This is a genomic window from Paraprevotella xylaniphila YIT 11841 (genome assembly GCF_000205165.1).
GTDB classification, from domain to species: domain Bacteria; phylum Bacteroidota; class Bacteroidia; order Bacteroidales; family Bacteroidaceae; genus Paraprevotella; species Paraprevotella xylaniphila.
This window is the reverse complement of sequence record NZ_GL883887.1, coordinates 89,570-116,011: the sequence shown is the minus strand read 5'-3', so window position 1 is coordinate 116,011 and position 26,442 is coordinate 89,570. Positions and strand designations below refer to the sequence as shown.

The 26,442-nt window shown below is 50.0% G+C and carries 20 protein-coding genes; 12 read left to right on the top strand and 8 right to left on the bottom strand.

All coding sequences use genetic code 11. The features are described 5' to 3' along the window. Positions 1-5 precede the first annotated feature (5 nt). On the bottom strand, positions 6-1,412 hold the full coding sequence (locus HMPREF9442_RS14680; protein ID WP_008630166.1) for an undecaprenyl-phosphate glucose phosphotransferase: 1,407 nt from the start codon (positions 1,410-1,412) through the stop codon (positions 6-8). Between the two features lie 204 nt (positions 1,413-1,616). Here HMPREF9442_RS14680 and HMPREF9442_RS14675 point away from each other — a divergent pair, with 204 nt between their 5' ends. After that, complete coding sequence (locus HMPREF9442_RS14675; protein ID WP_008630164.1) at positions 1,617-4,124, top strand: GumC family protein; 2,508 nt, start codon at positions 1,617-1,619, stop codon at positions 4,122-4,124. Positions 4,125-4,166: 42 nt separating this feature from the next. On the opposite strand, the gene HMPREF9442_RS14670 is transcribed toward HMPREF9442_RS14675, so the two are convergent. Next, entirely contained in the window at positions 4,167-4,592 is a 426-nt protein-coding gene (locus HMPREF9442_RS14670) for a BT0820 family HAD-type phosphatase (RefSeq protein ID WP_008630162.1), read from the bottom strand. Positions 4,593-4,789: 197 nt separating this feature from the next. Here HMPREF9442_RS14670 and HMPREF9442_RS14665 point away from each other — a divergent pair, with 197 nt between their 5' ends. The 3 genes from HMPREF9442_RS14665 (at position 4,790) to HMPREF9442_RS14655 (ending at position 13,076) form a co-directional block, all read left to right on the top strand. Further along, positions 4,790-8,443, top strand: a complete 3,654-nt coding sequence (locus HMPREF9442_RS14665) for a hypothetical protein (RefSeq protein ID WP_008630158.1) — start codon at positions 4,790-4,792, stop codon at positions 8,441-8,443. 260 nt (positions 8,444-8,703) lie between these two features. Further along, positions 8,704-9,390 (top strand): hypothetical protein, encoded by a 687-nt coding sequence (locus HMPREF9442_RS16345; RefSeq protein ID WP_008630156.1) that lies wholly within the window; start codon positions 8,704-8,706, stop codon positions 9,388-9,390. Positions 9,391-9,404: 14 nt separating this feature from the next. Then, positions 9,405-13,076: a hypothetical protein gene (locus tag HMPREF9442_RS14655; RefSeq protein ID WP_040603226.1), complete on the top strand. Its 3,672-nt coding sequence runs from the start codon at positions 9,405-9,407 to the stop codon at positions 13,074-13,076. Positions 13,077-13,176: 100 nt separating this feature from the next. On the opposite strand, the gene HMPREF9442_RS16340 is transcribed toward HMPREF9442_RS14655, so the two are convergent. From HMPREF9442_RS16340 to HMPREF9442_RS14640, 4 genes are all read right to left on the bottom strand, one after another. Then, positions 13,177-13,266: a smalltalk protein gene (locus HMPREF9442_RS16340; RefSeq protein WP_021980856.1), complete on the bottom strand. Its 90-nt coding sequence runs from the start codon at positions 13,264-13,266 to the stop codon at positions 13,177-13,179. A gap of 34 nt (positions 13,267-13,300) precedes the next feature. Then, positions 13,301-13,726, bottom strand: coding sequence for a hypothetical protein (locus HMPREF9442_RS14650; RefSeq protein ID WP_008630152.1), 426 nt, complete (start codon positions 13,724-13,726; stop codon positions 13,301-13,303). 12 nt (positions 13,727-13,738) lie between these two features. Beyond that, on the bottom strand, positions 13,739-14,170 hold the full coding sequence (locus HMPREF9442_RS14645; RefSeq protein WP_008630150.1) for an HU family DNA-binding protein: 432 nt from the start codon (positions 14,168-14,170) through the stop codon (positions 13,739-13,741). A gap of 194 nt (positions 14,171-14,364) precedes the next feature. After that, positions 14,365-14,613: a DUF4248 domain-containing protein gene (locus HMPREF9442_RS14640; RefSeq protein WP_040603243.1), complete on the bottom strand. Its 249-nt coding sequence runs from the start codon at positions 14,611-14,613 to the stop codon at positions 14,365-14,367. A 183-nt stretch (positions 14,614-14,796) separates the two neighbouring features. Here HMPREF9442_RS14640 and HMPREF9442_RS14635 point away from each other — a divergent pair, with 183 nt between their 5' ends. From HMPREF9442_RS14635 to HMPREF9442_RS14615, 5 genes are all read left to right on the top strand, one after another. Then, a complete protein-coding gene (locus HMPREF9442_RS14635; protein WP_008630146.1) occupies positions 14,797-15,765 on the top strand; it encodes a type I phosphomannose isomerase catalytic subunit in 969 nt (322 codons plus the stop codon). Positions 15,766-15,787: 22 nt separating this feature from the next. After that, positions 15,788-16,594: a polysaccharide biosynthesis/export family protein gene (locus HMPREF9442_RS14630; protein ID WP_008630144.1), complete on the top strand. Its 807-nt coding sequence runs from the start codon at positions 15,788-15,790 to the stop codon at positions 16,592-16,594. A gap of 269 nt (positions 16,595-16,863) precedes the next feature. Next, on the top strand, positions 16,864-17,949 hold the full coding sequence (gene gmd / locus HMPREF9442_RS14625; RefSeq protein ID WP_008630142.1) for a GDP-mannose 4,6-dehydratase: 1,086 nt from the start codon (positions 16,864-16,866) through the stop codon (positions 17,947-17,949). Between the two features lie 7 nt (positions 17,950-17,956). After that, positions 17,957-19,081 (top strand): GDP-L-fucose synthase family protein, encoded by a 1,125-nt coding sequence (locus HMPREF9442_RS14620; RefSeq protein ID WP_008630140.1) that lies wholly within the window; start codon positions 17,957-17,959, stop codon positions 19,079-19,081. Positions 19,082-19,103: 22 nt separating this feature from the next. Further along, the gene (locus HMPREF9442_RS14615; RefSeq protein ID WP_008630138.1) at positions 19,104-21,947 is read left to right on the top strand and encodes a bifunctional fucokinase/fucose-1-phosphate guanylyltransferase; all 2,844 of its coding nucleotides are present in this window, start codon (positions 19,104-19,106) and stop codon (positions 21,945-21,947) included. 95 nt (positions 21,948-22,042) lie between these two features. Here HMPREF9442_RS14615 and HMPREF9442_RS14610 read toward each other — a convergent pair whose 3' ends face one another. Both HMPREF9442_RS14610 and rfbC read right to left on the bottom strand, forming a co-directional pair. After that, the gene (locus tag HMPREF9442_RS14610) at positions 22,043-23,185 is read right to left on the bottom strand and encodes a dTDP-glucose 4,6-dehydratase (protein ID WP_008630136.1); all 1,143 of its coding nucleotides are present in this window, start codon (positions 23,183-23,185) and stop codon (positions 22,043-22,045) included. An 11-nt stretch (positions 23,186-23,196) separates the two neighbouring features. After that, complete coding sequence (gene rfbC, locus HMPREF9442_RS14605) at positions 23,197-23,769, bottom strand: dTDP-4-dehydrorhamnose 3,5-epimerase (RefSeq protein WP_008630134.1); 573 nt, start codon at positions 23,767-23,769, stop codon at positions 23,197-23,199. Positions 23,770-23,882: 113 nt separating this feature from the next. Between rfbC and HMPREF9442_RS16845 the strand changes: the two genes are divergently transcribed. The 3 genes from HMPREF9442_RS16845 to HMPREF9442_RS14590 are packed head-to-tail and all read left to right on the top strand — an operon-like array spanning position 23,883 to position 26,424. Then, a complete protein-coding gene (locus HMPREF9442_RS16845; RefSeq protein WP_232038363.1) occupies positions 23,883-24,026 on the top strand; it encodes a hypothetical protein in 144 nt (47 codons plus the stop codon). A 6-nt stretch (positions 24,027-24,032) separates the two neighbouring features. Beyond that, a complete protein-coding gene (locus HMPREF9442_RS14595) occupies positions 24,033-24,803 on the top strand; it encodes a DUF6359 domain-containing protein (RefSeq protein ID WP_008630131.1) in 771 nt (256 codons plus the stop codon). Positions 24,804-24,810: 7 nt separating this feature from the next. Next, on the top strand, positions 24,811-26,424 hold the full coding sequence (locus HMPREF9442_RS14590; RefSeq protein ID WP_040603224.1) for a hypothetical protein: 1,614 nt from the start codon (positions 24,811-24,813) through the stop codon (positions 26,422-26,424). Positions 26,425-26,442: the final 18 nt, after the last annotated feature.

Here is a 26,442-nt window from a genome sequence, read left to right as displayed (position 1 = left end):
TGTGATTAATAAGCATTTTCCTCATTGTGCTTCAACATGTTCACGAGCGTGCGCCACATGATGCGCAGGTCGAGGCCGAAACTCCAGTTTTCCACGTACCAGATGTCAGCTTTCACCCGGTTCTCCATCTGGTCCAATGTCTTCGTTTCGCCACGGAAACCTTGCACTTGCGCCCATCCCGTGATGCCGGGTTTCACTAAATGGCGCACCATGTAACGTCGGATCAGGCGCGAGTACTCCTGCGTGTGGAGCAGCATGTGCGGGCGCGGTCCTACGAGGCTCATGTCGCCTTTGAACACATTGATGAATTGCGGCAACTCGTCGATGTTGGTTTTGCGCATCAGGTTACCGAATTTGAATTTGCGTGGGTCGTCCTTGGTGGCTTGTAGGCGGTCGCTGTCTTTGTTGACGTGCATGCTTCTGAACTTCAGGCAATAGAACTCCTTTCCGTCCAGTCCGTTCCGTTTTTGTTTGAAGAAAATAGGCCCCGGGCTTTGTATTTTGATGATGATACCCGCAATGAGGTACACAATAGGGAAGACGGTAAATAGGAATACCCCGGACGTCAAAATATCAAAAAGCCGTTTCACTCCACGGTTCACCGGGTCTTGCAGCGGCTCGTTTCGCACGCTCAGTAGCATGGTGCTGCCTAAGTGCGACAATTCCATACGTTTGGTCAGGAACTCCATGAATACGGGCAGGGCGTAGAAACGAATCATGTGGTCTTCGCAGTAACGGAATATCTCGTCCGTTTCTGCCGTATAGTCGGTGTCGGGCACCATGTATAAGTCTGTCACTTCTTGGTGTTGGCGCAAGTAACTCATTACCATCCGCCGGTCTCCCAAATTTTTCAGGTGCATGTCTTCCGGAAGTTCTTTACGGGTGAAGATACCTAAAATCTTGAATCCAAGACTATGGTCGTTCAGTGTATGGTAAATGTCCTCTAAGTTCCACGGATGTCCCACCAATACGACGTAGCGTAAGTTATGCCCTTTCGAACGGCTGTGTTTCAGGATATTGTGCACGATAGTCCGCTCTGCATACAGCAGGCAGAAGAAAAAAGAAGCCCCTATGAGGAGTTCTTCGCCGGCCACGTTCATCCGCCGTATCAGACTGATAGCCGCTATCATGAACAGCGTTTGCAGGCATACGGTGTAAACTGAACGTCCCAAGATGTCATTGCCGTACACCATGTGTTTCAGGAATACGGGTGGGGCTATGTAAAAAGTAGGGAAAATGGTCAGTGCGCCGATGAGCAGTTCCGTTTTCAGGGCGTATGGAAAGCTGAAAGCCAGTGCGAAGCTGTGGGTCAGCGCAAAGGCTAACCAATAACTGGCCATCAGCAATATGATATCGTTGCAGATGATGGCGGATTTAACAATGCCGGATTCTTCCAGATTCTTAATTTTCATATTTTATCTTTTCGAAAGGTTGGTTACGTGACTGCGAATGTATATATTTTTATGGAATCCTACAATAATATATTGTTTTAAATTGATTGAAAATTAAAAAAGCTCGAAATAAAGAACTATTTCGTCTATTTATTTGGAATGTATGTCAAAGATTTCTAATTTTGTGGCTTGAATGGAAATAATCAGAGAATAATTAAGAATAATATGCCCCAAAAAACTTTTCAAACCAACGACGTTGTTGAGGAACAGGATTCCGGTTTTAACTATCGTGAAATATTGGATGCGGTCATCTTGCATTGGCATTGGTTTGCCATATCCATTATCGGTTGCCTTTTCGTTGCCTTTTTATATCTTAGGTGTAAATCTCCGGTTTATTCCACGTGGGCCGAAGTCCTGATAAAGGAGGATGACCCCTATAAAAGAAGAATGTCGGGGGGGGGATTGGCCGACTTTACGCAATTGGGCGTTTTGACGAACAGCAACGGTTTTGACAATGAGGTGGAAATCTTGGGCAGCAAGACTTTGGCGCGGCGTGCCGTGACCAATCTTAAGTTGTATGTCCGTTATTCATTCGACGGAATGTTGCGTGATGAGGAACTCTACCGTACGTCGCCGATTGTAGCCGACATGTCACCTGTGGACTTGGATACTTTGTCCATGCCGGTGTCTTTGGTAATCACGCCTTTGCAAGAAGGAGGCTATCATATAGAGGGGGAGGCGTTGCGGGAACGTTTCGAGTCCAATGTCAAGGGTTTCCCGGTAAGGGTAAAGACCTTGTCCGGTTGGGTGACATTGCGCCCGAATCCCAATTTTGCCGGTGCATCCGATGGACGGACTTTGAGGATAGGCATTTTCCGTCCTGCAATCATGGCCGAAGCTTTTTTGGGTGCCACTTCCATTGAGCCTATTAGCAAGATGACAACGATAGCCCGTATTACCATGAGTGATACGCAGCGCCAACGTGCGGAAGATTATATGAACGAGTTGATTCGCGTGTATAATGAGGATGCCAACGAGGTGAAAAACGAGGTGGCTCTCAAGACGGAAGCCTTTGTCAACAAACGTATCAAAATCATTGACGCGGAATTAGGCACGACAGAGTCGGACTTGGAGTTATATAAGAAAAGAAATCAGTTGGTGGACTTGATGTCAGACGCAGAAGCGGCATATAAGGGTTTGGAGAATTACCAGACGCAACAGATAGAGTTGCAGACCCAGATGCTTTTGGTGAAATCCTTGAAGGAATATGTGGACAATCCGGCCAACTACATGGAAATCATTCCTGCCAATCTCGGGTTGACGGACGAAAGTTTGAATTCCATGATTGCAGGTTACAATGCAAAAGTGGTGGAGCGTAAACGCTTGTTGAAGACGGCTCCCGAGTCTTCCCCCGTGGTGGTGTCGATTACCAATGCCATTTCTTCCCTTTATCCGGGCATCCGTCATTCGCTTTCTACGGTATATGATAATATGCGCGTGCAGAAGCGGCATGTGGACGAGCAATACGACCTCTTCATCGGACGTCTTTCCGATGCACCAACGCAGGAACGTGTCCTCACCGACATAGGACGTCAGCAGTCTGTAAAGGCGGCACTATATCAAATTTTGTTGCAGAAGCGCGAGGAAAATGCCATTTCTTTGGCTTCTACAGTAGACAAGGCTCAGGTCATCGATGCTCCCGAAAGCACAATCCGTCCCATTTCACCGAAGAAAAAAATGGTGGCGCTTATCGCTTTGGTCTTGGGAGTAGCCATTCCGGCCGGACTGATATACTTGCTGAACTTGTTGCGTTATCGCATCGAAGGACGTAATGATATTGAAAAATTGACCGATTTGGCCGTCTTGAGCGATATTTTCGTGGCCGGGGATTTGAAGGACGGCAAAAGGGCGATTGTCGTCCGGGAGAATTCTAATGATATAATGGAGGAAACGTTCCGTAGCCTGCGTACCAATTTAGGCTTTGTCATGAAGAAGAGCGAAAAGGTGCTCTTGTGCACGTCGGTGATACCCAGTGAAGGAAAGACTTTCGTGTCAACCAATCTGGCCATGAGTATGGCTTTGATGGGGCGCAAAGTCTTGGTGGTCGGATTAGATGTCCGTAAGCCGCGATTGGCCAAGTTGTTCGGTCTGGTCACGGGGCATCATGGGCTGACGACTTATTTGGCCGGGGAAGACAGTTCGGACGGATTTTTGCGTGAGCAGATATTCAATTCCGGCATGCATGCCAATCTGGACGTATTGCCTGCGGGTTTGATTCCGCCTAATCCCGGTGAACTGATTACTTCGGAACGTTTGGATGGTGCTTTTGCACGTTTCCGCGAATGGTATGACATGGTGATTGTCGATACTCCGCCTGTCGGTCTGGTGAGCGATACCTTATTGTTAGGGCGTTTGGCTGATGCAACTCTTATTGTGTGCCGGTGTGATTATTCTCTCAAACGTAATTTCAATATCGTGAATACGATTCATCAGGAAGGAAAATTGCCGAAGATGAACTTGGTGCTTAACGGGGTAGACTTGCAACAGCGCAAGTATGGTTATTACTACGGTTACGGTAATTATGGCCGTTACGGCCGTTACGGTTCTTATGGCAGCTATGGCGGTTATGGTAATTATGGGGGCTATGGTAAAGAGGCGCGCTCCGGTAAATCAAAATCTCCGCGCGAAGGCGGTAGTTATCTCCATGAGGAAGATTTTGAAGATAAGGATTGATACCTTTATATATAGGATACGGAAAGGAAAAGGGATGGGGGGTTAAAACCACCATCTCTTTTTTTTCTTTTGTGCCACGGGTTGGTCTTCTTCCCATTCTTCCTGTAACAGTTGTGCCATGCTTTTCTTTTCTTTAATCATCCGGTAGATGGTACCCCAGTCCGGAAGTCCGCCCAAGTTGCGGTCGTCGATGAACAAGTCTGCTTTCAGCTTGCGGCTGTAATGTCGGTTTTTGTCGGTGTCCTCTTCCGGAAAGTCCTTGTTTACGGCATAAAACTCTACTCCTCTTTGGCGGCACCATTCTACGGCCTCGTCCAACAAACGCCCTTCCCGTACGCTCCATAAGATGAGTTGGTGGCGGTCTTCGATGAGCTTTTTCAATGTTTCTACTGCAAAGGGAATCTCACGTCCGATTTCAGGGTAACGGTGTTCTACGATGGTTCCGTCGAAGTCTACGGCTATGATCATATTCGTCAAATTAGTTTTTGTTTATCATACAAAGATACAAAATCACCTTTCTTTTATTCCTTTTTTGGGGAAAAACATTTTTTTTTGAGTTAAAACGAAAAAAAGTTTCTTCCCTTTGTGCTTTTTCGCGCCTTTGTTCGTAAACCGTGTAAAGAGTCAAAGGAAGACTATACATTAATCTTTAAAAACGTAGAGAAATGAAGAACAGAATCCTTGCAGCCATGGCATTGTGCTGCGCTACTTCTTCAACGATGCCTCTGTGGGCCGCCGAGTATGGCGACCCCACGATTGTGACAGTGGAACCCAATCTTGCAACCGACGGGACGGGAGGGGGAAAGTATTACATCTATCATGTGGCTACCCGGAAGTTTATTGCAGCCGGTAATGCTTCCGGTACGCAGCTGAGCGTGGATTCCATCGGGCAGGAAATAACCATGGCTTACGGGGAAGAACGTCCTCCGTTATTGGTACAGGAACCGAAGGTGCCGGGCAAAGGTTGGATTTTTAACATGCTGGACGGGCCGTCCAATGGCAACCGTTTTCATGAGATTTATGTGACCGGTACTGCAAGTGCATACGTGGATTGCGGGTCGGACGGCCATACCTTGTGGCAAATCCGAAAGCAGGAAAATGGTTATTATGCGATAAAGATTGTGGACCAGGATCCCGATTTCGGGACGGTTTCCGGCAATGCGGTGACGATGAACGGCGTGTGGGGCGTGAATTCCGGCAGCACGGTGGTGTATCCTTTTGCCGATAAGGAACAGGGCGGTTTTGATAAGGTAGAGACCGATTGGGCGTTTGTTACGCCCGAAGCTTATTTTGTTTATCAGGCTAAAAAGGCTTTGCAGGCCCAATTGGAGTTTGCCGGCGAGAACGGTTATACGGATGTGGCAGGATATGTGGCGCTTTACGAAAAGACAGATGCCACGGCTGAAGAGTTGGAAAGTGCGGCGGATGAACTGCAACAGGCCGTGACCGACCGGTTGGGGGCCGGGGCTTCCGAAGAGAATCCCAAGTTTACGGATTTGCTGGCCAATCCTTCGTTTGATGCGGGCAATGGAGGTTGGATTGAGGATGGTGGTTCTCCGGCATTAGGGCATCAGAAGAATGACAAATACCAGGACCCGGATGATGAATCTGTGGTAATGGATCAGTTCTGCGAGAAGTGGACCAAACCGGGAGGAACCAGTGCCATACATCTTTATCAGAAGTTTGGGAACATGCCTTCCGGCCGTTACCGTTTGTCGGCCGTGACTTTGGGTTACAATCAAAGTAATTTGAACGATATCCCCCGGGGGCTGTATCTCTTTGCTGATGCGTCGAAATATGACGAGAAGTTCAGGGCCGAGGCGCATACGGTGAAATTTTATGGTATAAAGAATGGTACGCCGGGCGGTGCCGACGTGCCTGCACCGCGTAAGGTCGTATTGGAGTTTTATTCCCGGGGCGGCGATTTGACGCTTGGCTTTATGACCGAAAACACTAATTGTAACTGGTTTGGTATAGACAATGTGAAGCTCGAATATATGGGTAACGAAGGCGGTTTGGCGGCCGAATTGAACCGTACGGTAAAAAATGCCGAAACTTATTTGCAAGGGCAGATAGAAGCAAATGCGCACTTCTCGGCATCGGGCAAGGCGAAGTATGAAGAAGTCTTGGCCTGCGCCAAGGAAGCTGCAGGCAATGCAGGACTGACGGATGACGATTGGGCTGCCGCAATCCGGATGGTGAATGCCCGGAAGGATTCGTTGGCTGCAGATATTGCCACTTATAAGAAATTGAACGACGTGGTGATTCCGGCGTTGGAAAACAAACTTGTCGACAGTCCTTACAGTGAGGTCGGCTTGCCTTCTTATGAGGGTTACTTGGACAAACTCTATCGGGCTTATGATGACGGTTCGATGACACCGGCAGAGATAAACGGGGCAGAGGCATACGCCGAAGAACTGTTTAGGCAGGACGTGGCCGACATGATGGAGAGCGGGGCTACTGACAATGTGACAGGTCTGTTGGTCAACCCGAGCTTTGCAAAGAGCAATGACGGATGGATTAAGACCGGGAACGGCGACTTTAAGAACGAAGGTACGGAAATTACCGAAGTTTGGAATGGCCGGGATTGGGAAGTTTATCAGGACGTGGCCGGTTTGCCCGAAGGTTTCTATAAAATCACCGTGCAAGGATTCTATAGCCCGAGTTCTCCGACCACGTCCGTATGGCATGAGACCTGGGGACTTGAAGGAGACGAAGTGAACAAGGTGATGGCCTCCGTGTTTGGAAACGAAGCCTCTGCCCCGGTCCATCATATCGCCGACTTCCCGCGTAACGACAAAATGACAGAAGGAGGTTGGGAGCAGGTTTCCGGTACGGCGGACGAAAACCTGAACGGGAAATGGCTTCCCACAGACAAGGCGTCATCGCAGGAAGTGTTTAAATCCGATCCGGGGAATTATCTCAACACCGTGACTTGTTACGTGGGCGAGGACGGAAAGCTCCGTGTCGGCATGAAGCTTGCCGGAGTGACACGCAATGAGTCGTGGGTGGCTTTCGATAACTTCCAGGTCATTTATCAGGGGTTGGACAATCAGGAAGGCGCAGTGGCAGCCTTGCAGGCGAAAATCAATGAAGCCAAGCAGGTGGGGGCTGACGGGAGCCTGATACCGTTGGATGTTCGGGAACTTCTGCAGGTTACTGTTTTGGAAGCGGAAGAAGTGGTTAAGGGTGAAGTTTCAGCCCGGTTGTTCAAGGAAACCATGGCTGCGTTGTCAGCCGCCATAGAACAAGGCCGCACATCCATTGAATTGCTGAAGGAAATAGACCATCAAGTGGTCCGGCATGATCAGGCATATAATGAAGGTTCTTATGATTCGTATGGCCAGGATGATGTAGACGCGCTTTTGAATGTTGTTTATGAAGTCATGGACGTCATCGACGGCGGTTCATTCGAGAGCGTGGGGGTGGTTGAGCAATACATTGCAGATATGAACAATGCTTACGGCAAGATGAAACAGAGTGCCATCGACTTTTCTGCCGCTTCCAAGGACGAACCGTTGGATGTCACCGTACTGTTGGAGAACCCATCTTTCCAACAGGAAGATGAAGAAGGGAACGTGGTGTTCAATTACGACGGTTGGGACGTGGAGTCGGATGCAGAGGTTACTACAGCTGCCGACTCGGTCTTTGAATTCTTCAATTCCACGAAAGCCGATATCCATCAGGGCTTGTATAATATGAAGCAGGGCTATTACCGCATTCGTCTCAAAGGGTGTTATCGTTACGGGGATAATATTCAGGCCGCGACGGCTCATAGGGACGGAACGGAGAATTTACTGGCTTATGTTTATGTCCAAACGGAAAGTGCGGATTTTAAAGGCGTTCTTCCAAGTTTCATGGAGTGCGTGCATGACGGTTTGCTTTCTCCCAATGATGCAGTGCTGCCTGATTCTTTGTTCCCCGGTTCCGAACGTACATACCATTGTGTGGCCAATGACCGATTGGGTATGCGTGCTGCCATGACATGGGGATATTACGATGCGGATAAGCCTTTCTATGTGAAAGAGGGAGAATCAGTGAACATCGGTGTGCGCAAGGATGAAGGGGTAGCGGCAGACTGGGTTTGCATCGACGACTTTTCCCTTGAATATCTGGGTGACGGTGATGGCAATAGACCGGACGATTTCGTGGATAATATTGGTGAGGTACTTGTTGGTGGAACGGCTACGGTGGTTGCTTCCGCATGGTACACCGTCAACGGGGTGCGTGTAGCCGAACCGAAGCAGCGCGGCATTTATATCCGTCGGGACAAGATGAGCGACGGAACAGTAAAGGCCGTGAAGGTCATGATGAAGTGATTTGAATCAATAGGATGCTTTATTTGTGTCCCCGCACATTTTTGGGCTGTGTGGGGACACAAAACTGTTAAAAAATGGAGCTTTTCTGCTTTTTTCTTCCTGAATTATTTTTTTAATTAAATACTTCTTGTAATTTTGCTGTCGTAATAAGTATAGCAAAACATTATAATTAACTTAATTTTCGAGAAGCATGAAAAACAAATTACTTGCTTTGATGCGTGATATTATTTGTGCTTTTACCCCTTTTAAAAATTAGTATTATGAATACTCTTAAGTCTTATTTTATTTTATGTGGTTTTTTGTGCCTCTTCATTTCTTGTAATCAAAATGAAGATGTAGAAATGGATGAATTTGTCACTCCGAGTACAATTTGTACAAAAAACGTTGAGCCAAATGATAATGATTGGCATATAAAGATAGATATAACGGAGGCACTTGACACATCTTTAGTCTCTATCATGAATTTGATGGCTAAAAAACAGATTGTTGCTCTAACAGTTTATGGTGAGGAAGTAGATATGAACCGTCGTGTTAGTGATGGCCAAATGGGGTTGGTAATAGGTGACGATGGTCTTACTTGTGGGTTTAATTTATATATAACAGGTTCAAGTGAAGATCGTGTTTGTTTGGTTTCTCGTGCTTGTGAGAGTTATTTGTCGTGTTACTTTGATTTGAGTATTTTATTTGGTATTGGTTCTGGTTTAACTTATGGCTCTTTGTATTTTGATAGAGATGCTGGAAAATATTCAATACGAAGTATTCCACCTTATTTTTCGGACAAGAAAAATTGTTTATATGTAGAGATTGCGTCGAATTATATACCTGCCGGTTATGGCTATTATAAAAGGTTTTACCCTCGTCGAGTCGATTTGATGAATTTGGACTGGGGAATAATACTTCACAGTCAATATAAAAGTTTAGATTTACATCCTTGTACAATATATTAATTTGAATTGTAAAAATGAAGACAAGATTACTTGCTTTGATGGCACTTTGCAGTGCTACGTCGTCTACCATGCCCTTGTGGGCTGCATGGGATGATCCTGAATTGGATTTTGTGAACCCCAATTTGACCGAAAATGTCGAAGGTGGTGGAGTGTATTATGTGTACCATGTGGCTACGCAGAAATTTATGAACAATGGTGTTTTCCATCATACTGATTGGGGAGGCACAGAATTAATTGTGGCAGACCAAGGGAAGAAAATCACTTTGAGTTGGGGGCAAGATTATGAGCTTAGCCGTCGGCCTCAAACTGATGCAGAATATAATGCGGCTTTCGGGTGGCGTTTGTCCATGAAAGAAGGCAAAACGAATAGTGGTTTGCATGAAATATACATACCGGCAGGGCTTCAATTGTGTGTGGACCACGACAAGCAGGGGCATATGTTGTGGAAAATCGTGAAACAATCCGACAAAACTTATCGGATTAAGATTTCCGATTCGGATCCGATATATGGTGCAACATCAGAGTATGCCAACGATTACATTGGGGTGATTGAAGGCGAGTCTGGCGTGACGCCTTTGATTCGTGACGGTGCGGCAGGCGTTGATAATCCCGGGTATGACTGGAAATTTGTGGCACCGGACGTTTACGACGTGTATCAAGCTAAAAAGAAGCTGAAGGTGCAGTTGGAAGCGGCGGATGCTGCCGGTTATAAGGATTACGCCGCGTATGCGGATTTGTATAACGATGCTAATGCCAAGGTGGAAGCTTTGGAAGAGGCGACCGTCAACTTGAAATCGGAAATATTGGATTTCAAGTACAATTCGGCCACTGAGTTACAGCCGATGGACGTGACGGATTTGATTTCACAACCCTCATTTAAGGAAAGTACGGACGGTTGGGTGACCAAGCGCGAGGGGACTACCGGGAATTTTGTCCGTAAAACAGGCGACAAGATGGTGGCCAGTGACGGAACGGAATGCGAGGCCTTCTTTGAATATTGGATTCCTTCAAGTTCCGGAAACCAACCCAATTGGTCCATCCTTCAGGATTTGAAGGATTTGCCGGACGGCAAGTATCGGTTGGGCGCGTATATCATGACGAATAATGTGAACGAAGCTCCGAAAGGTCGTTTCCTTTATGCCAAGACTTTGGTGGGCGAAGCACGTACAGAAGCCAATGTGCAAGCGGTGGAAAATCCGGACAAGGCCAATGGGTATTTTGCTCCTTATACGGTAGAGTTTTCCGTGATAGGCGGTACAGCCACAATCGGTATGGTGGTGGAGAATGCAAATTCCAATTGGACTGCGGTGGACAACTTCACATTGAACTATTTGGGCAAGTCCGGTGCGGTGACTTATCGTACCTTGTTGGAAAACAACATCAAGTCTGCCGAAGAAAAATATAAAGAATATGTAGATGCCAATGAAACCTTCAGCAATATGGGCCAACAGAAGTACGAAGAGACCATCCGGGTGGCCAAAGAAGCTGCGGCTAACGAAAGCGTGGGTGATGAAGAGTTGAAGGGGCTTATTACGACCGTGCAGCTCCGTATGGATTCCTTGGCCATGGATATCGCTGCATATAAGAAACTGGGGGTTAAAATCGAAGAGTTGAACAATGCATATGCGGAGTCTTATGAGGAGGTAGGTTTGATTGATTATGAAAAATTCTTGGACGACCTCGACGCAGCTAAGCAAGGCAAGACATTCGATCCGTCCGAAATCGACAGCATCGACGTTTATTCTGAACGTGCGCTCCGTGCGGCTGTGGTCAAGTCTTTGAGCGAGGAAGGTGGCACGCGTGAGGTGACAGGGTTGTTTGTAAACCCGAACTTCGACAATGTCTTGACGGGCTGGACGAAAGGCGGAGCCGATACCGGTGACTTCAAGCATGCCCATGCGTCCGCTGAATTGTGGAATGCCAAAGGTGGAGAAGTCGTGATTTACCAGGATTTGGAAGGGCTGCCCAAAGGCTCCTACAAGGTTACCATGCAAGGATATTATTGCCCGAGTTCGCAGAACAAGAACAGTTGGAAAGAGAATTGGGGGCAGGATGGCGACACTTCCAACAACATCCATGGTTACCTCGTGGCCAACGATGCCACAGTGAAGCTTCACCATCCGATGGACAGGCCTATTTCGGAAGCAGAGAAAGAGGGGCTTGCCGGTAACTTCGAGGCCATCACTTGGGACGATAGCATGGCCGGTATGTATTGGACCCGCAGCCTGGAGGCGGCAAGCAGCATGATGAGTGCCGATCCGACTTTCCAATTGAACGAAACCACCTGCTATGTGGGCGAAGACGGTAAACTCCGCATAGGAATCAAGTTGGATGGCAAGAATATTGATTGGGATGCTTCTTGGGTGGTCATGGATAATTTCCAGGTGACTTACTTGGGTGCGGATGACATGAGCGGTGCCGAATCGGCATTGAACGCATTGATTGCGGAGGCTGTCGGCATGCGCGACCGTGAAGCACTGACTACGGCCGAGTCCAAGGAGACTTTGAACAAGGCGATAACGGGTGCCAATGAAGCCGTTTCCGATGGCTTGACGTTGGAAGAATACGTCGCTCAGGTTGAAGTGTTGAATGAGGCAATAACGGCTGCCGGAAAGGCAGAGGAGGCTGCCTCTAAATTTGAGGCTTTGGTGGTTTACCACGATAACAAGTTCAGGGCTACGGACGAGAACAGCTATACGGAACTATATGGTGATACTGAGGAGTTCGATGCCTTCGAAGGAGTGATTGTCGAGATGTTGGACAAGGTGGAAGTGCTTGAAAGCATGGCTCAAATAGAGCAATATACGGCACAAATCACTGAGGCGTATTCCAAGATGGTGGCTGCTGTCTTGGATGTGTCCAAGGCTTCACTGCAAACTCCGGCAGATGTGACATCCATGATCCAGACCCCGAACTTCTCGGAATGGGATGCAGAAGGCGCGAAAGATGTGGCTTCCATTCAAGGTTGGGTGGTGACCAATGGCATTTCCAATGCCACAAGTGGGTTGAATTATGAGTTTTACGAAAAGGAAAATGCTGACATACACCAAACGATTTATGGATTGCCGAAAGGATATTACCGCTTGTCCTTCAATGGCTTCTACCGTGCCGGGAATAGTCTGACGGCTGCCCTTGCGCATCGCGACGGTACGGAGGAAATCAATGGTTCCGTTTACGTGAAAGCAGGTGAAGGACAGTGGGAGGAGACGTTGCATTCCATTTTCGACGACATGGCCGAGTTCAAGTATGACGCGAAAGACGTGGTGCTGGCAGACAGCCTTTTCCCCGGCAGCAATGCCTTGTACAATATCATTGTGAATAATGTGGCGGGTACGAAGCTTGCTTTTGAAGACGGTAAGTACGAAAGCGATTTTTCGTTCTATGTGTCCGAATCCGGGCAGCCTGTCGTGTTGGGTGCACATAAGGAGAAAATGATTCCGGCGGACTGGATGATTTTCGACAATTTCAAGTTGTTGTACTATGGTGATGGCGACGCCAACAAGCCGGACGATTTCGTATCTTCTGTAGAAGAGACCGTGGCCGACGGCAAGGCAACCGTGGTAAGTTCCGCATGGTACACCATCAACGGTGTGCGTGTGGCTGAGCCGAAGCAGCGCGGCATCTACATCCGTCAGGACAAGATGAGCGACGGCACGACTAGGTCCTTGAAAGTAATGGTGCGTTAAACCACCGTTATGATATATCAATAAAAATAGGTTCATAGATTAGATTGGAAGGGAGGACGAAGTGATTTCGTCTTCCCTTTTTGGTCATTCAGGCTGTACGTTACATCGCCGACCCGCCGATGGCGCCAAGGATGGCACTGGCCACGGCAATGATTACATTAAGCAAGGTGTTCCAAACTGTTTTGTTCATAGGCATTGATGTTTTAGAAGTTAAACTATTGCGGTCAGTCCGTGCCCATATAGAGCGACCAACCTTCTTTTATCTGGCTCATGGAGGGCTTCACCCCGCATTCCACCCGGCTCATGGCCGCCACCAACGGTGCCATGTGCGAAGGGTCGTACGGATTGAGGCATTTGTCCGGAGGGAAGCCGGTCAGCGCACATACCTTACGGGCGTAGTTTTCTGTGTCGTTACCGTCTTCGGGCGGTGCCCATCGGGCAATGATGTCGCGTACCGTGCGCAGGCCGTATTTGTGGCAATAGGTGCGCAGCACGATGAAGGCCGCGCGGTATCCCCACGGCATGCTCCTGAACGTGAAGAACTCCGGGTCGGGTTGCCGTTCGGCCAGGCCTTGCCACAGGTCTGCCGTGCGTCGGATATTGAGAGGGTTGCAGTTGCGCAACCCTCTTTGCTTGTTCAGCTTTTCCATTCCTTTACGGATTTAGATTCCGCCTTCTTCCTCGTCGCTGTCCTCTTCGGTCGCGAAGTCCACCCGTTCGAGCGTGAAAGCCTTGTTGTCGAGCGACATGGCTTTTTTGAGCTTGGCGTTAGGCGTGAAGCAGACGCGGAGCTTGGTAATATAGGCCGAGTCGTACTTTTCAGCTGTGTCGCTACCCAAACCGTTGGCCACGGTACGGAAGCTGCCGATGTCGCCCAAATGGACACGCTTGCCTTCTTGCAAGGCATAGATGATTTGTTCCTGCAAGGCCGACAGTACGGCCAGGCAATCGTGCCGCGTGACGGTACAGGAGCTGCTGATGCGTGTGGCAATCTCCTCGATTCCGATTTTGGAGAGGTTGACGATGAAACCGTAATACTTGCCCGGTGCTTCCGGGTTGCGCGGGTCTTTGCGTTCGATGACCTTGTAATTCATAATGTTTTTGTTTTTAAAAGTTTGTTTTTTGATTTTGTAACTCTCTTGTCATCCGGATGACAATGCAAAGGTAGGTATCTCCGAAAACAGGGGTGTGCATTATTGCACGTTCGTGCACGTTTCCGTCGGTTTCCGCTTGAAAATGTGCATTTTCTCCTGTTTTCCAAGGTGCTTCCTGCCTATGGATGGCCGGCCTATTCGTGCGGCCACTCGCGGAAGTCGTCGTCCGTCTCCTCCGGTTTGCCGAGGATGTCGATGACCATTTCGTATTGGCGGGGTGTAAAGCTCCGTTGCCAGACACCGAAGTGCAGTGCCGTGAGGCGTGCCCACAGGTCGCGTTCGGCCCGTAATACTTTGAACAACCTCCGTCTCGCGTTCCGTTCGGTGGAGTCGGGAAAATACAAAGTTGCCAGTCTCGTCACGTCGTACAAATTCTTTTTCATGATACATTTGTATTTGTTAGTTAATAAAATGGTTGTAAAATCCGGCTTGGGAGGCCGGATGTATTTCATGTTTCCGGTTAATGTGTCACTTGCCAGTACGCAAGGCTGAATTTTAAATATTCCTTTTTATTTGCTCGTGTTGTGTGAATTTCGTAATTTTGGACGATTTTTTACAGTTAAGGCATGGAAAATAAATTGTTCCGTTTTACGGATATATTCAAGGAAACCTTGTGGGGAGGGCATCGCATACTCCCGTTCAAGGGCTTGGAGGCCGATGGACGGCTGATAGGAGAGAGTTGGGAACTGTCCGGCATTCCGGGGAACGAGTCGGTGGTGGCAGGAGGTGCGTACGGCGGGTTGACCCTTACGCAGTTGGCCGAAAGAGGCGGGAGCGCTTTGTTGGGCGAGGAGAACTTCAAGCGTTTCGGCACACGTTTTCCCTTGCTCGTCAAATTTATAGATGCGGCCCAACCCCTTTCCGTGCAGGTGCATCCGGATGACGAGTTGGCGCAGCGTCGCCACGGCTGTCCGGGTAAGACGGAGATGTGGTATGTGGTGGACGGGGCACCGGGAGCTTACCTGTTGGATGGGTTCAGCCGGCAGGTGACAGCAGACGAATACGCCGCGAGGGTGGCCGACCAGACCTTGCCCGAAGTGCTCCGGCGCTATGACGTGCGTCCGGGAGACGTGTATTATCTGCCGGCCGGGCGGGTACACAGTATCGGTACGGGCTGTTTTATCTGCGAGATACAGCAAAGCAGCGACGTGACTTACCGGATTTATGATTTCGGACGTGTGGACAGCGAAGGACGGCCGCGCCAACTTCATGTGGAAGAAGCCAAAGAAGCGATAGACTATGTCGTGACGGAGCCTGAGGCGCGCCGCGAAATAGAAGCCAATGTGCCGGCCGAACTGGTAAGAAGCCCGTTTTTCACGACCGGTGCTTACCGGTTGACCGAACCGATGACGTGCGATTACGCCGACTTGGACAGTTTTGTCATCTTGATTTGTACGGAGGGAGCCTGCCGTGTGGCCTGCGGTGAAGAAGAAGTGAAACTCGCGGCCGGGCATACGCTTTTGGTGTCGGCCGAAGCGGAGAGTGTGACGCTTGAGCCTGAAGGCGAGGCTACGATATTGGAATCATACGTGTAATTCAAAACCATTTCTATCTTATATGAATAAAATCAGCATGAAAATTTTCACGGTGTGGGCCGTGGCGGTGGTATGGCTTGCCACATCTTGTACTTCTTATAAGACCGTGCCTTACATGATCAACAGTGCGGAGGCCGACCTCGATTCGAGTGCCGTGCTTTATGAGGCGCGTGTCATGCCTAAGGACGAACTGACTATCACGGTGAATTGTCCGGAAGACGCTGAAGCGGTCATTCCTTTTAACCTGACGGCTACGCCGGCTGTGGGACAGGGACGCGGGACGTTGACTTCCCAACCGACTTTGCAGACTTTCTTGGTGACTAATGACGGTACTATCAACTATCCTATCCTCGGTACCCTGAAAGTTGGGGGTATGACGGTGAACCAGGTGGAAGACCTGATTGCTTCCAAAATCGAGGGTACTTATCTGAAGACCCGGCCGGTGGTGACGGTGCGGTTGAGCAATTACAAGATTTCGGTATTGGGTGAAGTGACCAGTCCGGGTACTTACACCGTGCCTTCCGAGAAGGTTTCGATTTACGGAGCTTTGGCCTTGGCCAAGGACATGACCGTTTACGGACGCCGCGACAATGTGAAACTCATCCGCGAGGATGCCACGGGCAAGAAGACCATCCATGAGTTGGATTTGAACGATGCCAATATCATCAAGTCACCGTACTTCTATTTGCAGCAGAACGACGTTTTGTATGTGACGCCCAATAAGACGAAAGCCAAGAACTCCGATATTGGTTCGAGCACGAGCTATTGGGTAAGCTCCATCAGTATCTTGGTGTCTATCGCCTCGTTGGTGACCAATATTTTGCGATAGCCTTATGTTAGGATAAAATTCGGACACTCTAAAGTCCGTTTTTTAATCTGTGCAGAACTGTGAATCAATCTGCGCCAAACGAAAAATCAATCTCAGGCGAACGATTTTTCGTTTGGCGCAGATTGATTTTTCATTTTGAGGGGATTGTTTAACTGTTTGTTATCAGGCATTTCCATTCTTGTTTTTTTTGATTTTTCGTATGTTGGTACTTGATTTTTTTATAACTTTGCAACATTCACACTAAACACTATAACATTATTTGAATTATCATGAGAAAAGTAGCATTGATTACCGGTATCACGGGGCAGGACGGCTCCTATTTGGCCGAGTTTCTGATTGAAAAGGGATATGAAGTGCATGGCATCATGCGCCGTTCTTCTTCCTTTAACACCGCACGTATCGAACATCTGTATCTGGACGAATGGGTGCGCGACATGAAGAAGAGCCGTCTGGTGAACCTGCATTGGGGCGACATGACGGACAGCAGTTCGCTGATTCGGATTATCAGCGACATCCATCCGACGGAGATTTACAACCTGGCCGCGCAGAGCCACGTGAAGGTGTCGTTCGACGTGCCGGAATACACGGCCGAGGCTGATGCCGTGGGCACGCTCCGCCTCTTGGAGGCCGTGCGCATCTGCGGGTTAGAGAAGACTTGCCGTATCTATCAGGCTTCTACTTCGGAACTCTTCGGTAAGGTGCAGGAAGTGCCGCAACGGGAAACCACGCCTTTCTATCCGCGTTCTCCCTATGGCGTGGCCAAGCAATACGGTTTCTGGATTACGAAAAACTACCGCGAGAGCTACGGCATGTTTGCCGTGAACGGTATCTTGTTCAACCATGAGAGCGAACGTCGGGGCGAGACTTTCGTAACGCGCAAGATTACGTTGGCTGCTGCCCGTATCGTACAGGGTTTCCAGGACAAACTGTATTTGGGTAATCTGGATGCGCGCCGCGACTGGGGATATGCCAAAGATTATGTGGAGTGCATGTGGCTGATTCTGCAACATGAGACACCGGAAGATTTCGTCATCGCCACAGGCGAGATGCACACCGTGCGCGAGTTCTGTACGTTGGCGTTCCAGAACTTGGGTGTGGAACTGAAATGGGAAGGCAGCGGCGTGGACGAAAAAGGTATCGATGCAGCTACGGGCAAGGTGCTCGTGGAAGTCGACCCGAAATATTTCCGTCCGTGCGAGGTGGAACAGCTCCTCGGCGACCCGACGAAGGCCAAGACCCTTTTGGGTTGGAATCCCACGAAGACGACATTCCCCGAACTGGTACGCATCATGGTGGAGCACGACATGAAGTTCGTGAAGAAACTGCACTTGAAAGCTCAGTTGGATAAAGAATAAGACGGCTATGTTGGACAAGAATGCTAAGATATATGTGGCGGGACATCACGGATTGGTGGGTTCCGCCATTTGGAATAACCTGAAGCAGAGAGGCTACACCAATCTGGTGGGCCGTTCGCACCGGGAATTGGATTTGTTGGACGGAGCGGCTGTGAAGGCTTTTTTCGACGAAGAACAGCCGGACGCCGTGGTGTTGGCAGCCGCCCACGTGGGAGGCATCATGGCCAATTTGCAATATCGTGCGGATTTCATCTACCAGAACTTGCAGATACAGCAGAACGTCATCGGCGAGAGTTTCCGCCACGGGGTGAAGAAGTTGCTCTTTTTGGGCAGCACGTGCATTTATCCGCGTGAGGCTCCGCAGCCGATGAAAGAAGAGGTGTTGCTCACGTCGCCGTTGGAATATACCAATGAGCCGTATGCCATCGCCAAGATAGCGGGGCTGAAGATGTGTGAGAGTTTCAACCTGCAATACGGGACGAACTACATCGCCGTGATGCCGACAAACCTTTACGGGCCGAACGACAATTTCCATTTGGAGAACAGCCATGTGTTGCCGGCCATGATCCGTAAGGTCCATTTGGCCAAGTGCCTGAACGAAGGGGACTGGGAGGCTGTGCGCAAGGACATCGGCCTGCGTCCCGTGAGCGTGGTGCGCGACGGTGTGAAGCGAGTGGTGGATGCCGCTTCCACAGAAGCGGATATCCTCGACGTGTTGGCGCATTATGGCATCACGCCGGAGGCCGTGACGTTGTGGGGCACCGGCAAACCGTTGCGCGAATTCCTTTGGAGCGAAGAGATGGCGGATGCTAGCGTGCACGTGCTGTTGAATGTGGATTTCAAGGACACGTATGCGCCGGGCGAACGGGACATCCGCAACTGCCACATCAACGTGGGGACGGGCAAGGAACTGACCATCCGCGAAGTGGCAGAGAAGATTATGGCCGAAATCGGTTTCAAGGGTGAGTTGCGTTGGGATGCCTCCAAGCCGGACGGCACGATGCGCAAGCTGACGGACGTGACGAAGCTCCACCGCCTCGGTTGGCACCACACGGTGGAGATAGACGAAGGGGTGCACCGTTTGTATGAATGGTACCTGAAAGGAATCTGTATCAATCATCAGGGACACTAATATATATAATAAGGTATAGGATATGAAAAAGTTGTTGTCGCTTCCGCCGAATCTGGTGGAGTGTTTCCACGAGGTAGAGCGAGCCGACCGGAAAGAGTGGTTTTGTACGTCCGACCCCATCGGGCATAAGTTAGGTTCGGGGGGAGGAACGGCGTGGCTGTTGCAGGCCTGCAAGGCGTCCGAGACGGATGAAGGAGAAACATTTGCTGCATGGCTGTCGCGTGAGAAACGCATCCTGCTGCATGCCGGAGGGCAGAGCCGGCGTTTGCCGGCTTACGCGCCTTCGGGGAAAATACTGACTCCGGTACCGGTGTTCCGGTGGAAGCGGGGACAGTGTCTGGATCAAAACCTTTTGTCGCTTCAGTTGCCCCTTTACGAGCAGGTTATGGAGCGTGCGCCGCAGTCGTTGCACACGTTGGTGGCCAGTGGCGACGTGTATATCCGTACCGACCGGCCTTTGCAGGACATCCCCGAGGCCGACGTGGTGTGCTACGGGCTGTGGGTAGACCCGAGCCTGGCTCAAAACCATGGGGTGTTCGTATCGGACCGCCGGTCGCCGGAGAGGTTGGCTTTCATGTTGCAGAAACCCAGTGTGGCCGAGTTGGGCGCACTGATGAGCAAGCATTTATTCCTGATGGACATCGGGATTTGGTTGCTGAGCGACCGGGCGGTGGAACTGATGGTGAAGCGTTCTTACCGTGACGGGCAGTTGTCGTTTTACGACATGTACTCCGAGTTCGGTCTGGCACTGGGAGACCGTCCTACGTTGGACGACCCGGAGTTGAACAGCCTGACGGTGGCCATCTTGCCTTTGGAAGGGGGGAACTTCTACCATTACGGGACGAGCCGCGAGATGATTTCTTCCACGTTGGCCGTGCAGAACATCGTGACGGACCAACGGGAAATCATGCACCGCAAGGCTAAGCCCCATCCGGCCATGTTCGTGCAGAATGCCGAAGTGGAAGTGGCGTTGGAGGCCGCGAACTCTGAACTTTGGATAGAGAACAGCTTCGTGGGGCGCGACTGGACATTGGCGTGCCGCAACATCATTACAGGGGTGCCTGAAAACCGTTGGCCGCTGAAGTTGGCCGCCGGTTTGTGCATCGACGTGGTGCCGGTGGGCGAGGAGGCTTTTGCCGCCCGTCCTTACGGTTTCAACGATGCCTTCAAGGGCTGCCTGTCGGACAGGGCGGTCCTGTATCAGGGCATGCCTGTGACGGAGTGGTTGGCCGAGCGCGGCCTGAAACCGGAAGACATAGAGGAGAACCATGATTTGCAGGCGGCCCGTTTGTTTCCTTTGTGCGGCAATGTGGAGGACTTGGGATTGGCTATGCGTTGGATGACGACCGAGCCTGAATTGGAGGATGGACGTAAGGTATGGTTCTCGGCCCGCAAAATGTCGGCCGATGAATTGTCGGCATACGCCAACCTGCACCGCCTGACGTGCCAACGTGAGGCGTTCCGGACGAAGAACCTGCCTTTATTGGCAGCCCATTACGAACGTAGCGTGTTCTACCAGTTGAACTTGGATGACGTGGCCCATGAATATGCGGAGGAGGATTTGCCTTTACCGGACGCATTGCCGGAGATGGCGGATGGGTTGACACGTATCAGCGATGCGATGTTCCGTGCCCGTGTGGCCGGCCTGAAAGGTGAAGACGGACGGAAATATGAAGAACAGGCTTTCGGACTGATGCGTAAGATGCTGACCGGCACGGCCTGTGCGGTCCGGAAGTCGCCTCGCTTGTCGGTTTATGCAGACCAGATCGTGTGGGGGCGCAGTCCGGTGCGTATCGACTTGGCCGGAGGATGGACGGACACGCCGCCCTACAGCCTGATGGAGGGAGGGAATGTGGTGAACCTCTCCATCGAACTGAACGGGCAGCCCCCGTTGCAGGTGTACGTGAAGCCTTGCCGGGAACGTCATATCGTGATGCGTTCCATTGACTTGGGCGCGATGGAGGTGGTGCGGACATACGACGAACTTGCGGCCTTCAATAAGGTCGGCTCTCCTTTTTCCATTCCGAAGGCGGCGTTGGTACTGGCCGGTTTCCACCCTGACTTCAGTGCGGAAGCCCATGCGTCGTTAGAGGCGCAGTTGGAGGCTTTCGGTGCGGGTATCGAAATCACATTGCTGTCTGCCATTCCGGCCGGTTCCGGACTCGGGACAAGTTCTATTCTGGCTTCTACCGTGTTGGGAGCCGTCAATGACTTCTGCGGGTTGGGATGGGACCGTTATGAGGTGGGCAACCGTACGCTCGTGTTGGAGCAGTTGCTGACCACGGGCGGAGGATGGCAAGACCAATACGGCGGCATCCTGCAAGGCGTGAAATTGCTCCAGACCCAACCGGGGGCTTGTCAACAGCCTTTGGTACGTTGGCTGCCCGACCACGTGTTTACCGCACCTGAGTACCGGGAATGCCATTTGTTGTATTATACCGGCATTACGCGTACGGCCAAGAGCATCTTGGCGGAAATCGTGAAAGGGATGTTCCTGAACGAGACCGGCCGTTTGGAGTTATTGGGGCGGATGAAGGCACATGCCTTGGACATGTACGATGCCATACAGCGGAACAGTTTTGAGGAGACCGGCCGTTTGGTCAGGAGGTCATGGATGCAGAATTGCCGTTTGGACGAGGGGACGAATCCGACGGCTGTCCGTGTGATTATCGGGAAAATAGATGACTTGTGTTTAGGGTATAAGTTGCCCGGTGCGGGTGGCGGTGGCTTCCTTTACATGATGGCCAAGGACGAAGAGGCGGCAGCCCGTATCCGGAAAATCTTGGTACAGGAGGCTGTGAACGACCGTGCCCGTTTTGTAGAGATGAGTTTGTCGGAAAAGGGGTTGGAAGTGAGCCGCAGCTAAGCTTTATCCTTTCTTTCTTGCCGATAGAAAAACGTGCGCCCCCGGAAACAACAAAGGTTTCCGGGGGCGTGTGTCTTCGTGGACAGGATGGCGGATTACCGGTCCTTGTACATGTTTTCGTAATATTTCTGGTAGTCTCCGCTTGTCACGTTGTCCATCCATTCCTGGTTGTCGAGATACCAACGGACGGTTTTCTCGATGCCTTCTTCAAATTGCAGGCTAGGTTCCCATCCCAATTCGTTTTTCAATTTGGTAGAGTCGATGGCATAACGCAAGTCATGTCCCTTGCGGTCGGTCACGTAAGTAATCAGGTCGAGCGAATAGCCTTCCGGGTTGCCGAGCAACCGGTCTACCGTACGGATGACGACTTTGATGATGTCAATGTTCTTCCATTCGTTGAAGCCGCCGATGTTGTACGTCTCTGCCGCCTTTCCCTTGTGGAATATTACGTCGATGGCACGGGCGTGGTCGATGACGTAAAGCCAGTCGCGCACGTTTTCCCCTTTGCCGTAGACCGGGAGGGGCTTGCGGTGGCGGATATTGTTGATGAACAGCGGAATCAACTTTTCCGGGAACTGGTAAGGCCCGTAGTTGTTGGAACAGTTGGTTACGATGGTCGGCATGCCGTAGGTGTCGTGGAAAGCACGGACGAAGTGGTCGCTACTGGCTTTGGAAGCGGAGTAGGGGCTGTGCGGATTGTATTTCGTGGTTTCCAGGAAGAAAGCCTCACCGTATGCCAGGTGATGTTCCGAAGATGAGGCCGTGGTGGTGAAAGGAGGTTCGATGCCTTCGGGGTGAGTCAGCTCCAATGCCCCGTACACTTCGTCGGTCGAAATATGGTAGAAACGTTTGCCCTCGTAGCCTTCCGGCAGGGATTCCCAATACTCTTTGGCTGCTTGGAGCAGGCTGAGCGTTCCCATGACATTGGTGCGTGCGAAAGTGAACGGGTCTTTGATACTGCGGTCCACGTGGCTTTCGGCAGCCAGATGGATAATGCCGTCCACATGGTATTGCCGGAAGAGTTCGCTCATCTTGTCGAAATCGCAAATGTCCGCTTTGACGAAAGTGTAATTCGGTTGGTTTTCGATGTCTTTCAGGTTGGCCAAGTTTCCGGCGTAGGTCAGCTTGTCCAGATTGATAATGTGGTAGTCCGGATATTGGTTGACGAAGAGGCGTACGACGTGGCTGCCGATGAAACCGGCTCCTCCGGTAATGATGATATTTCTTTTAAAATCCATGATGTGCTGTATTATTGGTATAAATCTTCTGAGTAATCAAACAACCATTCGGCATCTTTCAGGCGAGGATGACGCTTGTCCTTTTCCGATAGGAGGATTTTGTCAGAAGGAATGTGCCAGTTGATGCCGAGGTCCGGGTCGTCCCATGCCAATGCCCCCTCGCTTTGCGGTGCATAAAAGTTGTCGCATTTATACTGGAATATAACTTCCGGCGTGAGCACGCTGAAGCCGTGGGCAAAACCGCGGGGGATGAAGAATTGACGATGGTTTTCTTCTGTCAGCTCTACAGCTACATGTTGACCGAAAGTAGGCGACCCTTTCCGGATATCCACGGCCACGTCTAATACGGCGCCTTTGATGACGCGTACTAACTTGCTTTGTGCGTATGGCGGTTTTTGAAAATGAAGACCGCGCAGTACGCCGTAACTGCTCTTGCTTTCATTGTCTTGCACGAAATGTACGGTGCGGACCAACCGGTCGAAATCCCGTTGTGAGAAAGATTCGAAAAAATAGCCTCTTGCATCGTTGAACAACCGAGGTTCGATAATCACTACGCCTTCGATGGCGGTTTGAATGACTTCCATAATAAATAGTAAACTTTATTATGTGCAAAGATAGTTTTTTTTATCGAAAGGTAGCGGGCTTTAGGATAAAATCGTATATTTGCAAGGATGAAAAATATTTAAATGATTGCATCATGGAGACTTGTCATTGGATTTTGGCCGGTTGGTTGGTTTTTGACTTGCTGGTGTTTGTATGGGCGTGGTGGGATGATTTATATTATTCCCATGATATGAAAAATAAGTTCAAACGTCTGAAAGAGACGTTGACAGAAGAATAGAATGATATGCGGTCTGGATATAAATTTCTCGTGAAGATGCTGTTCGGGTTGTATCTGGTCGGAGGATTTGCAACCTGCCAAAAAGTGGATTTACCTTCGGAAGAAGGGGAAGACACGGAACAGCCCGGGCAAACGGGCGATAAGCCGGAAGGCGGAGGCCATGGGGCGGGAGGGACTGGCGGAACGGAAGAAGAGGTGCCTTTGCCGCCTGAATATGAGGGTGCTTGGACTGTAACCGGGATATTGTCGGAGTATGAAGGGGTAGACTTGGATGAGGATTATGAGGAAATGGTCGTGGGGTATATAGTGGGGGCGTGTGACAGGACGATGAAAAATGCCCTGTTCACGGCTGATGAGATACGGGCTGCTGGCGTAAGCACGAACCTTCTGATAGCGGATTCAAAAGATGAAAGGGATGCTTCGCGTTGCATGCCAGTAGAGCTTAAAAAGGGTACGGATGTGAGGGATGAAGCCAATCTTGTGGATCATCCGGAGGTACTGGGATGCCGGATTGGCTTGTTGGGATTGGTGAAGACTTATTTTAACGTGGTCGGATTGAAAAACGTGGCGTATCATGAGTGGCTGACGAATGGCGGGGATGTGGAAGAGCCGGAGCCGGAAGAACCTGAAGAGCCCGAAGAACCCGAAGAGCCGGAAAATCCAGGGAAGCCGGAGGAACCGGAAGATCCTGAACCGGGACCGGTTCAAAAAGATACGATAATAATAGACTTGAAGCCGGGACATATTGAAGGTGGCCGGTCGATTAGAACTAAATGAAAATACCATGGATGCCAGATGTTTTTTATATAGTTGTATTCTCCTGTTGGGTTTATGGGGAGAAGTAGTTTCAGCACAAACTTTCAGGCGTGTAAGGAATGTCCGTGAACTGGAGGACGGTATGCATTGTGTATTGGCCGGGTATTGTGCGGCACATCCAGACTCGTTGTACGTGATGGCATCGCAGGATAAAACCGGTACGGGGAAGAAAAACCGTGCTGCCCGCAAGCTTCCCTTGGATAAAAACGGGAGAATACATATACATGACGGCGGAACGGCTATTTTTGAATTGCAGGTGGAAGGGAAGGCTTATGCGTTTCGTGACATGGCTTTGGATGCGTGGTTGGCGTATTCTAACGGGCGTGTACAAGAGTATACTTCTTTATTGACTTTGACAGACGAGGAATTGGCCAGTTCTGTAAATCCTAAAAACAAGTATAGTAATAAGTTTGAAATCATATCGTTAGCCTCAGCTCGCTTGTCAAAGACATCTTTGTATACGAAAGAGGATGTTTTTACGTCTGTTTCTTCTAAAAAACAATTTGGTCTGATGCCGGTCGGGGGTATTTCTTTTAAGTTATGCGAACAGGATGTAGGCGATTCCTTATTTATATATAAGGAAGTGCAACCGCCTGTATTGGCAGGAAGAGAAGACGGCGACTGGATCTTCAAAGGGGACTGGTTGGCAGACTCTTTGTTTGCACTGGATTATGCTCAAGCCCGGCGGATTGATTTTACCGAAATATCCCTGCCACAAGGAAAAGGTATGGCGGGTGGCGGGAAGATGCCCAAAGGATATGTCTGGACATACGTGCGTAAGGGAGAGTCCGGGCGTTTGCCGGAAGGATGGCCCAATGTGGTTGAAATAGACCGGAAGGATGAGGATGTACAAGGAAGGGCCGTGACTCGGATGGTGGGTTGTGACAGCTGTACTTTAGGGCCTAAGTACTCGTTTACGGTACCGTCGGGAACTGGAATTGTGTGGTACCGGAAAACTGAGGATGACGAAGGATGGTTGACTGTAGGTTTGCCGTATGCCGTGGAGAAAGTTACTTGGGAAAGTCCAGATGGAGAAACCGTAGCATCGGAACGTCTTTGTTTTGAAAAAATAACCGGCGAGGGTGTGGTATTCCACCGAATGGAAACCGATGAGGCTTGGAAAGCCTGTGTTCCCTATTTGTGGAAAGCGACAGAATCCCGTGAATCCGTAGTCTGCTTTTATGGAGACGGGACGGTCGTGCAGGCCCAGGAAAATAGCTTAAAGGAAACAGATGGATTTTATACAATATTCAGCCGGTATGATATTGAAAATGAGAAGGAAAATGTTTTTCTTCTGGATGATAGCGGCACACGGTTTGTGCGTGCTGCGGCGGGAAGTTGGATGGCACCCGGTAGGGGGTATTTGGTGTACACTGGAACCGGTTCTCATACCTTGCGTTTGATTGAAAAAGACTCACCGGACGAGGTGGACTGGATAAAGTTTAGGACGGACGGGCATCCTTTGCCTGTTTATGGGCCGGACGGTGTAAAGAGAGGAGAAATATTGCCCGGTGAAGGTATTCCGGAAGAATGGCCTAAAGGGTTGTATATCATTCCATACGGAAAGATGATGAAAAAGTAGAAAAAGGAAAATCCACTT

Coding starts and splice junctions, on each gene's coding strand:
- HMPREF9442_RS14620 (WP_008630140.1), top strand. CDS start 17,957: ATGTTGGACAAGAATGCTAAGATATATGTGGCGGGACATCACGGATTG.
- HMPREF9442_RS16340 (WP_021980856.1), bottom strand. CDS start 13,266: ATGAACAAAACAGTTTGGAACACCTTGCTTAATGTAATCATTGCCGTG.
- HMPREF9442_RS14610 (WP_008630136.1), bottom strand. CDS start 23,185: ATGGATTTTAAAAGAAATATCATCATTACCGGAGGAGCCGGTTTCATC.
- HMPREF9442_RS16845 (WP_232038363.1), top strand. CDS start 23,883: ATGGAGACTTGTCATTGGATTTTGGCCGGTTGGTTGGTTTTTGACTTG.
- HMPREF9442_RS14590 (WP_040603224.1), top strand. CDS start 24,811: ATGGATGCCAGATGTTTTTTATATAGTTGTATTCTCCTGTTGGGTTTA.
- HMPREF9442_RS14630 (WP_008630144.1), top strand. CDS start 15,788: ATGAATAAAATCAGCATGAAAATTTTCACGGTGTGGGCCGTGGCGGTG.
- HMPREF9442_RS14595 (WP_008630131.1), top strand. CDS start 24,033: ATGCGGTCTGGATATAAATTTCTCGTGAAGATGCTGTTCGGGTTGTAT.
- HMPREF9442_RS14670 (WP_008630162.1), bottom strand. CDS start 4,592: ATGATCATAGCCGTAGACTTCGACGGAACCATCGTAGAACACCGTTAC.
- rfbC (WP_008630134.1), bottom strand. CDS start 23,769: ATGGAAGTCATTCAAACCGCCATCGAAGGCGTAGTGATTATCGAACCT.
- HMPREF9442_RS14655 (WP_040603226.1), top strand. CDS start 9,405: ATGAAGACAAGATTACTTGCTTTGATGGCACTTTGCAGTGCTACGTCG.
- HMPREF9442_RS14640 (WP_040603243.1), bottom strand. CDS start 14,613: ATGAAAAAGAATTTGTACGACGTGACGAGACTGGCAACTTTGTATTTT.
- HMPREF9442_RS14675 (WP_008630164.1), top strand. CDS start 1,617: ATGCCCCAAAAAACTTTTCAAACCAACGACGTTGTTGAGGAACAGGAT.
- HMPREF9442_RS14635 (WP_008630146.1), top strand. CDS start 14,797: ATGGAAAATAAATTGTTCCGTTTTACGGATATATTCAAGGAAACCTTG.
- gmd (WP_008630142.1), top strand. CDS start 16,864: ATGAGAAAAGTAGCATTGATTACCGGTATCACGGGGCAGGACGGCTCC.
- HMPREF9442_RS16345 (WP_008630156.1), top strand. CDS start 8,704: ATGAATACTCTTAAGTCTTATTTTATTTTATGTGGTTTTTTGTGCCTC.
- HMPREF9442_RS14665 (WP_008630158.1), top strand. CDS start 4,790: ATGAAGAACAGAATCCTTGCAGCCATGGCATTGTGCTGCGCTACTTCT.
- HMPREF9442_RS14680 (WP_008630166.1), bottom strand. CDS start 1,412: ATGAAAATTAAGAATCTGGAAGAATCCGGCATTGTTAAATCCGCCATC.
- HMPREF9442_RS14615 (WP_008630138.1), top strand. CDS start 19,104: ATGAAAAAGTTGTTGTCGCTTCCGCCGAATCTGGTGGAGTGTTTCCAC.
- HMPREF9442_RS14645 (WP_008630150.1), bottom strand. CDS start 14,170: ATGAATTACAAGGTCATCGAACGCAAAGACCCGCGCAACCCGGAAGCA.
- HMPREF9442_RS14650 (WP_008630152.1), bottom strand. CDS start 13,726: ATGGAAAAGCTGAACAAGCAAAGAGGGTTGCGCAACTGCAACCCTCTC.